11 protein-coding genes and 2 pseudogenes are annotated in these 12,679 nt (G+C 35.9%); 9 read left to right on the top strand and 4 right to left on the bottom strand.

Going from position 1 to position 12,679, the window contains the following annotated elements; genetic code table 11:
- From OTG27_RS16575 to OTG27_RS16600, 6 genes and pseudogenes are all read left to right on the top strand, one after another.
- The coding region (locus OTG27_RS16575; protein ID WP_268937455.1) for a fumarylacetoacetate hydrolase family protein at positions 1 to 409 on the top strand (409 nt) is incomplete at its 5' end.
- Between the two features lie 187 nt (positions 410 to 596).
- Positions 597 to 983 carry a DoxX family membrane protein gene (locus OTG27_RS16580; protein WP_268937456.1) on the top strand — a complete coding sequence of 129 codons (387 nt, stop codon included), beginning with the start codon at positions 597 to 599 and terminating at the stop codon, positions 981 to 983.
- Positions 984 to 1,198: 215 nt separating this feature from the next.
- On the top strand, positions 1,199 to 1,735 hold the full coding sequence (locus tag OTG27_RS16585) for a nucleotidyltransferase domain-containing protein (protein ID WP_034313386.1): 537 nt from the start codon (positions 1,199 to 1,201) through the stop codon (positions 1,733 to 1,735).
- Positions 1,736 to 1,936: 201 nt separating this feature from the next.
- Entirely contained in the window at positions 1,937 to 2,899 is a 963-nt protein-coding gene (locus OTG27_RS16590) for an L-lactate dehydrogenase (protein WP_268937457.1), read from the top strand.
- A 174-nt stretch (positions 2,900 to 3,073) separates the two neighbouring features.
- Positions 3,074 to 3,205 (top strand): annotated as a pseudogene (locus OTG27_RS16595) (L-lactate dehydrogenase); the annotation flags it as partial.
- A gap of 58 nt (positions 3,206 to 3,263) precedes the next feature.
- Positions 3,264 to 3,365: pseudogene (locus tag OTG27_RS16600) on the top strand (L-lactate permease); the annotation flags it as partial.
- 482 nt (positions 3,366 to 3,847) lie between these two features.
- Here the strand turns inward: OTG27_RS16600 and OTG27_RS16605 are convergent.
- Positions 3,848 to 4,717 (bottom strand): SDR family NAD(P)-dependent oxidoreductase, encoded by an 870-nt coding sequence (locus tag OTG27_RS16605; RefSeq protein WP_268937458.1) that lies wholly within the window; start codon positions 4,715 to 4,717, stop codon positions 3,848 to 3,850.
- 123 nt (positions 4,718 to 4,840) lie between these two features.
- On the opposite strand from OTG27_RS16605, the gene OTG27_RS16610 reads away from it, so the two are divergent.
- Complete coding sequence (locus tag OTG27_RS16610) at positions 4,841 to 5,284, top strand: MarR family winged helix-turn-helix transcriptional regulator (protein WP_034313372.1); 444 nt, start codon at positions 4,841 to 4,843, stop codon at positions 5,282 to 5,284.
- Positions 5,285 to 5,983: 699 nt separating this feature from the next.
- On the opposite strand, the gene OTG27_RS16615 is transcribed toward OTG27_RS16610, so the two are convergent.
- Both OTG27_RS16615 and OTG27_RS16620 read right to left on the bottom strand, forming a co-directional pair.
- A complete protein-coding gene (locus OTG27_RS16615) occupies positions 5,984 to 7,294 on the bottom strand; it encodes a short-chain fatty acid transporter (RefSeq protein ID WP_374941268.1) in 1,311 nt (436 codons plus the stop codon).
- Between the two features lie 949 nt (positions 7,295 to 8,243).
- The gene (locus tag OTG27_RS16620; protein ID WP_268937460.1) at positions 8,244 to 9,335 is read right to left on the bottom strand and encodes a GerAB/ArcD/ProY family transporter; all 1,092 of its coding nucleotides are present in this window, start codon (positions 9,333 to 9,335) and stop codon (positions 8,244 to 8,246) included.
- A 149-nt stretch (positions 9,336 to 9,484) separates the two neighbouring features.
- On the opposite strand from OTG27_RS16620, the gene OTG27_RS16625 reads away from it, so the two are divergent.
- Positions 9,485 to 9,697, top strand: a complete 213-nt coding sequence (locus OTG27_RS16625; RefSeq protein ID WP_268937461.1) for a hypothetical protein — start codon at positions 9,485 to 9,487, stop codon at positions 9,695 to 9,697.
- A 447-nt stretch (positions 9,698 to 10,144) separates the two neighbouring features.
- On the opposite strand, the gene OTG27_RS16630 is transcribed toward OTG27_RS16625, so the two are convergent.
- Positions 10,145 to 11,047, bottom strand: coding sequence for a DMT family transporter (locus OTG27_RS16630; protein WP_268937462.1), 903 nt, complete (start codon positions 11,045 to 11,047; stop codon positions 10,145 to 10,147).
- Between the two features lie 160 nt (positions 11,048 to 11,207).
- Between OTG27_RS16630 and OTG27_RS16635 the strand changes: the two genes are divergently transcribed.
- Positions 11,208 to 12,584, top strand: coding sequence for an aminotransferase-like domain-containing protein (locus tag OTG27_RS16635; RefSeq protein ID WP_268937463.1), 1,377 nt, complete (start codon positions 11,208 to 11,210; stop codon positions 12,582 to 12,584).
- The last annotated feature ends 95 nt before the right edge of the window (positions 12,585 to 12,679 follow it).

Here is a 12,679-nt window from a genome sequence, read left to right on the forward strand (position 1 = left end):
AAAGCGCGGAAAAAACATTAAAGAAGAAGATGCGCTTGATTATGTATTCGGCTGCACGATATTTAATGACGTGACAGCAAGAGATCTTACAAAAAAAGATCCACAGTTTACGCGGGGCAAAGGATTTGATACATTCGGACCTTTGGGGCCATACATCGTTACCGGGGTGGATCCTACAAACTTAAGGATTGTGACCACTTTAAACGGCCGCGTTGTCCAAGACGGAAATACCAATGAAATGTCTCTAAGCATTCCATTTTTAATCAGCTGGCTTTCACAGGTAATGACACTGGAGCCCGGTGATATTTTGGCCACGGGTTCACCATCTGGCAGCTGCCCGATCAAGTCGGGGGATGAAGTCGTTGTTGAAGTCGAGAATATCGGTCGGTTGTGTAATGAGGTTCAGTAGGATGTGCATGGATTGATAATACCAAAAATGAAAATATTCATAAATGTATAGCTGTCTTTAAGACAGCTTTTTTTTATGCAACTATAGGGAGGGTTAGTTGCATTAGTACAAAGTTTTATCGTACTGAGCAGTAACCAACTATAATAAAATTAGAATTAAAACTAAAATCAAATTGGTGGTGTGCAGGTTGAATAAAGTCCTTTTACATCTCTCCAGAATATTTTTAGGTTTTATCTTCCTTATTGCAGGTCTAAACGGTTATTTTGTCATTTTTGACTTTGAACCATTTATTGCTACTAGCCCCGAAGCGATGGCATTATTCAAATTTGAATATCTATTAATATTTGAAAAGTTTTTAGAGATTGTTTGTGGAGTTTTACTTTTAAGTAATCGATTTGTCCCATTAGCACTTGCAATATTGGGTCCAATTGTAGCCAACATTTTCTTACTTCATTTGATCCTTGATCATTCGTTACTTGTTTTAGCAGTAATAATTGTAATCATGTATAGTTATTTGTTGCTTTGTTACAGAAAAAGTTTTAAAAGTATTTTGGAGAAAAAGCCTTCTCATTAATACTTCCTTGAATTACACATTTTACGTCAAGTTTGTATCAACTCTACAATAACGCTATTGAACAACGGGTGCGTTAACTGAAGATCAGAGCTGTCTTTAAGGCAGCTCTTTCTATATGCAACTAACGGGGCAGGTTTTTTGAAGAAGGATTTTGCAATCCTTATGCAGAATAAGGTAATGCTTAAAATCTTAGTACATAAAGGGTGTGTATGAGGATGGATTGTAAGAATGTTACCGGAGAAAATGATACAGGCAAATCACAATTAAATATACTTCTTGAAATAAATGAAATTTGCTTATCACTTAATTTTAACCTGTGGCTACGAGGCGGATGGGCGATAGATTTTCTTCTTGGAAAGATTACTCGTTCACATACTGATATTGATTTAGTTACTTGGTTACATTATCGTGAGCACTTGGAACAGGCTCTTGTTAATGCTGGTTTTCAAATAAAGCCTGTAGGAGAGTTTCAAACCGATTTCCTCAAAAACAATGTCGATGTGAGTTTTGTATTTGTTCGGTATTCTGATAATGGCGATATAGTCGCTAACGGTTTTCCAGATTGGGTATGGAGGAAAGATGCCTTGCCAATGGAACTTTATAATTTAAGAGGTGTTTCAATAAATGTTCTAAACCCATACCAATTACTTGAGGAAAAAAGAGTTTACGAACAAGGAACAGGAAGAACACTTCGTCCAAAGGATTTTAAAAGCATAGAAATTATTAAACAGATAATTGATGCAAAAAGTTAGAGGATAAAGGGAGAGCGTTAAAGATAGAAACTGAGTAGCTTTACAGAAAAATTTATGCAGTTTAGTAGCCTTTTTAAAAACAAATTTTTTTTGAAAATGGATTGTAAATTGAAAAAAAGTGATGTATCATTAATTTGTGAAATGTTTCACAAACAATATTGTCCTTTTGAAAACTTAATGAGATGAAAGGATGAAAAACCTATGACAAAAGAAAAAGTAAGCCGTGTCGCATTAATTGGAACAGGGTTTGTAGGCTCAAGCTACGCCTTTGCTCTTATGAACCAAGGAATTGTAGATGAGTTGATTATGATTGATTTAAATAAAGAAAAAGCAATTGGTGATGTGATGGATTTAAATCATGGGAAAGTTTTCGCTCCAGATCCAACAAATATTCGCTTTGGAGAGTATGAAGATTGTGCAGATGTAGATTTAGTTGTAATTTGTGCAGGAGCGAACCAAAAACCAGGAGAAACACGCCTTGACCTTGTGGATAAAAATCTGAAGATTTTTAAAACAATAGTCGAGAATGTCATGGCTAGTGGATTTGATGGCATCTTTCTTGTTGCAACCAATCCGGTTGACATCTTAACATACGCAACATGGCATTATAGTGGGTTACCTAAAGAACGAGTCATTGGATCTGGTACCATTCTTGATACAGCTCGTTTCCGTTTCCTACTAGGTGATTACTTTAAAGTCGCACCGAAAAATGTGCATGCATATATCATCGGAGAACACGGTGACAGCGAGCTACCTGTTTATAGTTCTGCAGACGTGGGTGGTATTCCCGTTTTGAAAATGATTGAACGCCAAGAACACTATAAAAAAGAAGACTTAGATGAGATTTTTATTAATGTACGTGATGCAGCCTACAAAATCATTGAAGGAAAAGGTGCTACCTACTATGGCATCGCTATGGGACTTGTGCGAATTACAAAAGCCATTCTCCACAATGAAAATAGCGTGTTAACTGTATCTGCTCATCTGGATGGCCAGTATGGTGAAAAGCATGTGTACATGGGTGTTCCAGCAATCATTAATCGTAGTGGAATCCGAGAAATTGTCGAATTAGAACTTAATGAAGAAGAACAACAGAATTTCCAACACAGTGCTTATGTCTTAAAAGACATTTTGGCACCTCATTTTGAAGAATTAAAATTATAACATTAAATAGAAAAAAGGAAGCATCATGTGGATTCAAGATTATAATCTATTGAATAACACGTACTTATCAGCCTTGGTTGCGGCCTTTCCTGTCATATTCCTTTCTATTGGGTCTGACTGTATTTAAAATGAAGGGCATTATCACAGCCCTTTTTACACTAATCATTAGCATAGGTGTATCGGCATTTTTATTCCAGATCCTTACTAGTTGGATCGTTGTTAGAAGGCCAATATGGTCAAAGAAATGTTCATGTTGATACTCCAACTGTAATTAATCGTACAGGTGCAAAAAATAATGTGGAGCTTTCACTAAATGAGAGCGAAAAAGAAAAGTTTGCACACTCTGTTAAAACACTTAAAGATATTCAATCTACCGATTGCAATCTGTGCCGTTCTATTAGTTTCATTGGGATTCAAACCTTTACAGGCAGCCATGCTCAGTCTAGTAGCAAATGGTGCTTCAGGAGTGAATAAGGGGGTGCTGCGGCAACCCCTTATTAAAAGGTTGAACGAAGGAATGTAGGAGCATCGGTTCTGTGAGACATGGGAGGGGTTGACCTCCATGAAACATGTGCGATCATAACATTGCTTAAACTGATTTTTTCCTATAATTGGTTAGTTTAGCATACACTTTTTTCGATAAATCCCTACCCTGGAGGAGTGATGCCTAGCTTACATAAATAACTGTTAATGATATGACTATGAAATCCTAAGAATTCTAGAGCGATCGTGAGAGTGTGTTTAGTTTATTGAGGGAGGTTAGTTCAATAACAAACGTAATAAAAGTTTGGAAATGAGAAATACGGGAAGTGAAATTGAACTTGAATTTACTAAAGTTTCAGCACTAGTTGTATAATAAAAGACTATTTGTCTAAATTGGAATTGCATTAATCAATTCCCATATACATTTTCGTTTAGGAAAATGTAACTTCATTGAAGAATAGAAAATCAATTTATATACTCTAACAATAATTCTTTGGTATCATTCCACAAACTTTGCTGCATAGAAACATCTTTTCCTGGATATATCGGATCAATTTTATCTCCAGTTCCAACATTAAAGTATCCTCCTGTCACTCTCTCATATTCGGAATCAAGTGCTAAACGAACAATGATGTCAGCCCCTCTTTTTGGATTTCCGATATTAAGGAATTCTAAGACTTTTCCCAATACAGAAGATATACGAAGTTCTCTTCCCAGGCCAGTATTATTGAAACCAGGATTTAGAGCGTTGGCATTTACCAAAGTTCCTGAAAACTGACGCACTAACTCACCAGTAAACATGATATTTAGAAGCTTTGTTTTTCCATAAATTTTAGATGAACCCCTCAATGTAAATGGAGATGTGTCCGTCAAATCATATGGTAATTTTAGTTCCCCATGATTTCGTGAGGCTTCCGAAGCGACATTAATAATTTTTGCATTTTTTGCTTTTACCAAAGAGTCCTTTAGCAGATTTGTTAGTAGCCAAGGCGTTAGATAGTTTACCGCAATCATCTCGGCAAATCCTTCAGAGGTAACACGTTGCTCGAACCCATGAAGCCCAGCATTGTGGATGAGTACATCAATTTTTGAATAGTTTTGTTTTATCTCAAGTCCTATACGGCGAACATCATGCATTAACGATAAATCACCAAAATAGAAATCAACCTCCGTATTTGGTGAAGCTTCTCTAATTAATTTCTCAGTTGCTTTAGCCCGTTCTTTGTTACGAGCAGTCAGCACTAAATGTGCACCACGTTTTGCGATTTCAATTGCAGCAATCTGACCAATACCACTGGTAGCACCAGTCATTACAATTATTGGATACTCGGGCATTATACATTCTCCTTCTATAAACTTGACATAGTATTAACAATTAAATATATTTGACATATATCAATCATATTCAAGTATTTGATATATGTCAAATACATTTAGTTGCGTTGAGAAGGGAGAACTATGGATATTAATAATTCTGATTTGAGAGAAGAACTGGAGTTAGCTCTTGGTGAACAGCTCAATTCGTTGATTAGTGAGGCACATGCACTTAATGTCAGAACTGCAGCTACATTTGATACAACTTTGCAGCCAGCAGCCTTTTTGATTGTTCGCTGGTTATTTTCACATGGTCCTACTAACGCATCGACTTTAGCTGAATCAACAGCAATGGACCGTAGCTCTATCAGTAGACTTATAGGGCAATTAAAAGGTCTGGGATATGTAAAGAGTGAACCCCACCCTAAAGATCGTCGAGGGGTAATGTTATCTTTAACCGAGCTTGGTCATGACAAAACAATAAAAGCTTTAAAAGAAAAAGAATCTATTTTTTTCGAACGTATTTCAGGATTGACGGATTCAGAATTGAAGGCATATATTGAAATGCTAAAAAATCTAACGATATAACACAGTTGATAATTCTATTTGGAAATAAGAGTCTACTAATGAACACATGACTAAATCTGAAAAGCTCGTGTGTTAGTGTGTTAGATAGTATCCACTATTCCTACGTTGAAAGTCCAAAAGAGTTTAGAGAGACTAATTTAGATTTTTGCAGTGAAAAAAATTGTATTACAATTGCAGCTAATTAAATAAAACTAAGTATTTGAAGAAAAATACTAAATATAAAATGAAGAAAACCCCTGATATCAAATTTTCGGGGGTTTTCTCCCTACGTGTGGGTAAGAAAAAATAAGCGTTGAACAACCCAACTGAGTAGCTTTTTTGAAAACAGGTTGTTCAGTTATATTTTGAACAAGTAAGTAGTATAACTGATTGTCAGACTATATGTATAAATGCAATTGCAGGAGCTACTGCGCTGTGAGCACGCGCCCTCAGCTTAATAAATAGGGAAGATTACAATAAGTGCAGGTTTTGTTTTGGGGGTGCATAAAATTTTAACTTGTGGGTGCATCCCTGTATAGAAAAAGTTCACATTATAAATTGAGGAATTAAAAAGTTTTATTCGTGTCTTAACGTTGTAAATCCACATTTTCCTGCCAACACTACAAAAAATAAAAGAGCTATTCAAATTTAACTAGTTGAATAGATCCTTTATTTTTCATTCATTATCATCCGAAATACTGTCTATTCTACAAATCCTTATTAGAAAAACAAGAGTCCTAGTGAAATAACAATACCACTTACAAAAAGAGTCAATACACAGTAACCCATAATATCTTTTGCCTTTAGACCAGCAATAGCAAGAGCAGGGAGTGCCCAGAATGGTTGGATTAGATTAGTCCATGCATCTCCCCAGGCAACCGCCATAGCCGTTTTTGGAATGGATACATCAAGTGCTATCGCTGCATCCAGCATGACAGGGGCTTGAACCGCCCATTGACCTCCACCAGAAGGTATGAAAATATTGACCAAACCTGCACTTAAAAACGTAAATAACGGGAATGTAAATTCATTAGATATTGAAACGAAACCATTAGATATAACAGTAGCTAAACCTGATGCTGTCATCATACCCATGATCCCCGCATAAAAAGGGAATTGGATGATGATCCCACTCGCTCCTTTTACTGCATTAACAACAGCCTCTAAAAAGTGTTTTGGGGTACCATGAAAGAGAATTCCTAAAAATAAGAATAAGAAATTAACAATATCAAGATTTAGTTTAAAACCGTTATGTACAAAATAATAGAAAAGAAAAACAATCCCTAATATCCCAATTGATAGGGAGATAATCCAGCTATTCTCAAGCCTCTCAGCAGGAGTCAAATCCTCTTTTTCAATAGTAGCTGCCTGGACATCATCCTCTAGAAGAGCAAGATCTACAGTCACTGTTTGTTCCTTTGAAGGCATCATGAATCGATTAACTAATGGAACGATTATGATTAACGCTATAACAATAAAAAGATTAAAACTAGAAAATATCGTTTCACTTGTTGGGATAATTCCAATTAAATCTTCGGAAAAGTGGCCTGGAGTAGCAATAGTCAATGGAGTTGATCCAGATATTCCACCATGCCAGATGAGAAATCCAGAATAAGCACTCGCAATTAAAAGGCGATAATCAACATTTTTTACTTTTTTTGCTAATTCTTTAGCGAACAAAGCCCCAATTACAAGTCCGAATCCCCAGTTTATCCAGCTTGCTACGAGAGAAACGACACTTACAATAATAATTGCCTGACCTGGAGATTTAGCCATAGATGCAAGAGCACCTAATCCCTTTTTAAAAATTCTGCTACTAGCTAATACATGTCCAGTTACTAAAACAAGAACCATCTGCATAGCAAAAAGAAGCAATCCCCAAAATCCATTTCCCCAATGCTGAGCCATCTGATAAGGCCCGCTATCGGTGAAAATAAGTCCCAGCCCAAACACAACAAAAGTTAAAATAATAACAAATATAAATGGATCGGGTAAATATCTCTGCATAACACGATTAAAAAAGGCTACCATTACTTTCAACTTTTTATCCTCCTTTTTAAAATCAAACCCTCTTTATAATTTCTACAATTATTAACATATTCCTCTATTAGGGGTCATGGACCCCTAATAGAGCAAAAATATGATTATGAATGGTTCAACTAATTGAAGATGATTAAAAGGACCTTGCCAATTATGCGGAGTCCTTTTTTAATGCAGGTAAAATCGTTCCAGTTGTTGAATAAATTTAAGGTTGGAAGGAGCATGAAAAATAATGAGGTTTGATACAAAATACTTTATACGTTGGGGAATCCCCGGTTAGGTGCTGATATTTTGGTTGATTTATGAAAGCTTATTCATAAAAGGCATTAATCCTTTGGAATCAAATTTATTGGATATTTCTAAATGTTTAACCGTGTTGAATTCTTTAACGGCAATAGTGGTGCCAGTCGGATATATAATGCACTAAATTTATTTTGGTATTACTTGGTTTTTGAATAAAAGAAGGAATTTAAATGAAATAGCTGATAAGATTGGAAAAGGTTTCCTAAACATGATGAGTGGGGTCAAGACACACACCAGGATTATTTCCAATTTGAATACGTTTTTGGCATGCGATGCTTATTAATCAAGATGCTGAAACAAGAAAATACCTTGAAGATAGATACAGATACTTGCTGAGTACGGTGCATGAGACCCCGCAGGCGAATGCCGAGGAGGCTCCCCGAATTGCCCGCGGAAAGCGAGTGCCCCTGCGTTCCAATCAACGTTCAAATTGTACAAGCCATAAAAATAGACAAACTCGATTGTCATCGAGTTTGTCTACAGTCTGGGAAGACCATAATAAGTGGTCTTCCTTTTGTTTTCCTAGCCCGAACTTATTTGGTGAAGGAATTGATATTTATCTGATGGGGACAATTCGTGATAGTGGGCTCGTTATAAGAACAGCAGAATACAGTATCACTAGGGATTTCAAACTTTTTCATAACCGGTTCCGCGATTTTTTAATGCTTATGAAAACAAAAAGAAGAGGCAAATATATAACAATGAAGCATACGAAGTAGGGATTGATTATTTTATTTAATATATATAAGGAATCGATATCATAAAAAAGTATATTCACAAGTAGTATGATTATGGACATTCCCCATAAGGGATACTTTTGCTGGACATTGAATAAGCGCTTGACACCCCTGCTGGCAGCCCACAAAGGAATGACCATATTGGGTATGATAATGATGGTCCACCAAGAAACAGTTATGTATTCGAACCGTTGAATAAAGGGCAACTCAATAATACTGGTCAATGTTAGTGTTGGGTATAGAGTAAGGGTCAAATGTTTCTGTGAATAAAAGACTATCGACACAAAATAAAGTAATAAGCTCAATAACGTAGTGAGCACAACTCCTCCGTGAGCATACTTTTGCGATCTTTCAGCATTTTTGATGAACGGATAATACATCAGTATCATTTCAAATCCAAGCATGGATAATGAAAAACTTTTGGTTCCTTCCATTATTTCGAATAAATTATGATGGAAAATAGGAAGAAAACCGGTGAAATCAGAGTATTTAAAACCATAAAAAGGTACAAATAAAAGCCAGTATGAAACGATTACAGTTAAGAAGGCAATACCCGTAATGGTTCGGAATCCCCCTGTATTTATATAATAAATCAAGATAAGGAAAACCAAAGCAAATGCCCAAGAAGGTACCTCTTCAAACATCCAAACATGAATGACATTTATATAACCGATTATGATCGTCATTCCAAGGACAAAGAAGTAAAGAATAAATAAAAGACTGAAGAAATTACCAATCCATTTACCGAATGCATGATTATTAGAGGAGATTATATCGCCAGGAACAAAACTAAATATCTTATAGATTAGCCAAATTAATATATGAACAATCAATCCAGCTAGGAGTATGGATAACCAGCCATCGGTTCCTGTCGCTTTAGCCAAATCTCTTTGAAAACTCAATACGCCTAATCCAGTTTGCATGGAATGCACTAAAAAAAACACATAAAATGGTGATACCTTATATTTTTCATTAACACCAGCTTGATTCATGTAGGACCCTCATTTGTATCACTCATATATTTTAATAATCTGGCTTTTATAAGTGAAATCTATTCAAAAAGATCGATTAAATTGTGAATGGAATTTTTGCAGGGAATTGGTCCCTTTTGTCAAATTAGTTAAACAAAGGGGATGAGAAAATGAATGATGATGAGAAAATCAGTATTTTATTGTCCAATATGACAAACGAATTAGTGTCGAGTAGAGTAAGGGTTAGAACTATAGTGGAATTACTGGAAGAAAAAGGTCTAATAACCCGTGAAGAGTACGAAAACAGGTTTAAAAAAGTTTTTGAACGAGATGCAATTTCGTATAGGAATGATCTATTGAAAGAATTCAAAATTAATGAATAAAAGGAGAAGGCATCCATTGGTTTGGGTGCTTTTTTATGGCGGTGTGAAAGATGAACCGTGATAAGGTAAGAAACCGGTTAAGAAGCCATTGAAACTAAGTCGTGGAATCTGGAAGATCTAATGAATATGAAAGCTTTTACATATAAGGATTTTACAATACGAAATTTAAGCCTAATTTGAAAAAGAAAGAGCGTTAATCCTTGATCAACACTCCCGTTAGGCAGTAACATTCTATTATTTCTTTAGATTTGATTTCATTAATAATGAAATCTGTTGCTCATCCGTATTCGAAATTCGTTCAGTTGATCAATGATTAACTTTTGTCCTTACAATGGATGATTTTGACATAACTTAGTTTCCCTACGATTTTGTTGATTTTTATTTTGAATCCATATTCATGACTGTCGGTCTCTTTCATCTATTGGAATTCGGTTGTTCTAAATGCAGTTAGCTTTTCCCTGATACAGCTACTTTTTTTGTTACAGGAGCATTTTTGCCTAATATGACAGAAAAGACAACAATTACTGCTATTACAATGGTGAAAAATGTGATGGATTCATCTAGAAATACTGTTGCAAATACAATCATCAAAAATGGTTGTAAGTATTGAATCTGACTAACCCTTGCTATTCCGCCCATAGCCATTCCGCTATACCAAGCAACATATGCTAGAAATTGACTAACCACTGCGAGATAAATTAAGCTAACCCAAGCTTGGATAGGGGCATGGAGCATTTCAGTTGAAAGGTTTAGTCCAACTGGAATAATGAAAAATGGAGCACCGATCATAATGGCCCAAGCAATCACTTGCCAGCTGCCTAATTCTTTCGCTAATTTCCCCCCTTCTGCGTAACTAAGTCCCAGTATGATCACTGCTGCCAGTAAAGCTAAATCGGCTAATTGCAATTGGCCGAATCCAAGATGAAGTGCATACATAATGACAGCTAAAGAGCCGATGATACTTGAAATCCAGAACTTGAGGGATGGGATTTCACCTGCCCTAAATATGGCAAATCCAGCTGTTGCTAACGGTAACAGGGCTACTTCCACAGCTCCATGAGAAACAGGCAAGGATTCCATTGCCCAAGAAGTGAGGAGAGGAAATCCTAAAACTGCACCAACTGCAACAATAAGTAGACTTTTGAATTGACTTGGAGAAGGCAGTTTTTCCTTTCGAACGATCAATACCACCGCTACTAAAATAGCAGCAACAACCGTTCTTCCTAAACCGACGACCGTAGTCCCAAAATACTCTACAGCAATACTTGTAGCGGGGAGCGTTAAGCTAAAACAAATGACACCCACCAATCCCAAAAATAATCCTAATTTTTCTCTTGTTTCCCCCAGCATCTTTTCCAACCCCAATCTTTATACTTTGTACCACATCTGTACCATTTTTCACTTATCTTAAAAACAGTTCTGATATAATTAACATACTATGAGTACATTCAATAAAAATAAACCGTTTTTTTACCTATCTGTCCTGGTACAGTTGGAGGGGGATTAATATATGAACTCAAAATATATAATGATAATGGAAGACATTAAGCTTCGCCTAGAAGATGGTTCGCTAAATGCAGGCAGTAAACTTCCTTCTGTTCGTCAATTATCTGAGTATTTTTCATGTAGCAAAAATACGGTAATTAAAGCATATACAGAACTTGAAAAAGAGCATTTAATTTATTCTGTTCCTAAAAGCGGCTACTATGTTGTGAATGAATATCAAAAAGCGAAGGAAGAAAATGAGGTGATTGATTTTTTGTCTGCCGGTCCAGATAAAAATGTTATGCCTTATGTTGAATTTCAACATTGTATGAATCAAGCAATTGATCATTACAAAGAAGAGCTATTTACATACTCTGATCAACAAGGGCTTTACTCACTGCGAGTACAGTTGGTGAAATATTTGGAGAATTTACAGGTCTTCACTAAACCAGAAAGATTAGTCGTTGTCTCTGGCTCGCAGCAAGCCCTCCATTTATTAGTTTCAATGCCATTTCCAAATGGGAAAAACAATATTCTAATTGAACAGCCTACTTATTTTGGATTTATCGAGTCCATCAATCTGCATCAAGCGACCACTTTTGGGATCGAATTATCAATGAAAGGAATAGATCTTGATCGACTGGAATACATTTTTCGAAATAATGATATAAAGTTTTTCTATATTATCCCGAGATTTCACAATCCACTTGGACATAGTTACACGAATGGCGAAAAGAAAAAAATCGTTGAGTTAGCAGAAAAATACGATGTATACATAGTGGAGGATGATATTTTAGGAGACCTTGATCCAAATCCAAAATCCGATCCTTTATTTTCTTTTGATCCTTCTGGGAGAGTGATTTATATTAAAAGCCTTTCGAAAATTTTTCTCCCAGGGCTAAGGATTGGGACTGTCGTTCTTCCTGCATTAATGATGAACAACTTTTTACGTTATAAATTCAGTTCGGATTTTAATAGTTCAGCACTTTCTCAAGGTGCGCTAGAAATCTATTTAAAAAGCGGTATGTTTAATAATCATCTCAAAAATGTAAAAGAGGTATACCGAACTAAAATGCAAATCCTTCAAGAAGCATGTGAAATATTGCTGCCGGCTAATACTTCTTTTTCTAAACCGAATTCCGGATTCTATCTTTCCATCAGTTTGCCCGAGAATGTGAAAGCAAAACAGGTGGTTCATATGCTAAACGAGCAGCATATATATGTTGATGATGCCTCCAGAATGTTTTTAGCAGAATATAAAAAGGAGAATCTCGTTCGTTTATGCATCTCTCAAGTGAACGAGAGTCAAATTAAACTAGGGGTAGAGCGATTGGCTCACTGTATTGCTTTACTTGACAGTAGAAAAAAACATAGTACTCCCAATAACTTTTTACTCATTTAGAAAGTGTCGGGTTTTTCCGGTCACAACCTAAATAATCTTAATTTGTCGCTCACTTAATTCCTTCCTATAAAGTTATTAAAAAAAGAACTGCTTGT

The organism is Peribacillus sp. AS_2, from assembly GCF_026891895.1.
Taxonomy (GTDB): domain Bacteria; phylum Bacillota; class Bacilli; order Bacillales; family DSM-1321; genus Peribacillus; species Peribacillus frigoritolerans.

Coding starts and splice junctions, on each gene's coding strand:
- OTG27_RS16585 (WP_034313386.1), top strand. CDS start 1,199: ATGGATTGTAAGAATGTTACCGGAGAAAATGATACAGGCAAATCACAA.
- OTG27_RS16590 (WP_268937457.1), top strand. CDS start 1,937: ATGACAAAAGAAAAAGTAAGCCGTGTCGCATTAATTGGAACAGGGTTT.
- OTG27_RS16605 (WP_268937458.1), bottom strand. CDS start 4,717: ATGCCCGAGTATCCAATAATTGTAATGACTGGTGCTACCAGTGGTATT.
- OTG27_RS16610 (WP_034313372.1), top strand. CDS start 4,841: ATGGATATTAATAATTCTGATTTGAGAGAAGAACTGGAGTTAGCTCTT.
- OTG27_RS16615 (WP_374941268.1), bottom strand. CDS start 7,294: ATGGTAGCCTTTTTTAATCGTGTTATGCAGAGATATTTACCCGATCCA.
- OTG27_RS16620 (WP_268937460.1), bottom strand. CDS start 9,335: ATGAATCAAGCTGGTGTTAATGAAAAATATAAGGTATCACCATTTTAT.
- OTG27_RS16625 (WP_268937461.1), top strand. CDS start 9,485: ATGAATGATGATGAGAAAATCAGTATTTTATTGTCCAATATGACAAAC.
- OTG27_RS16630 (WP_268937462.1), bottom strand. CDS start 11,047: ATGCTGGGGGAAACAAGAGAAAAATTAGGATTATTTTTGGGATTGGTG.
- OTG27_RS16635 (WP_268937463.1), top strand. CDS start 11,208: ATGAACTCAAAATATATAATGATAATGGAAGACATTAAGCTTCGCCTA.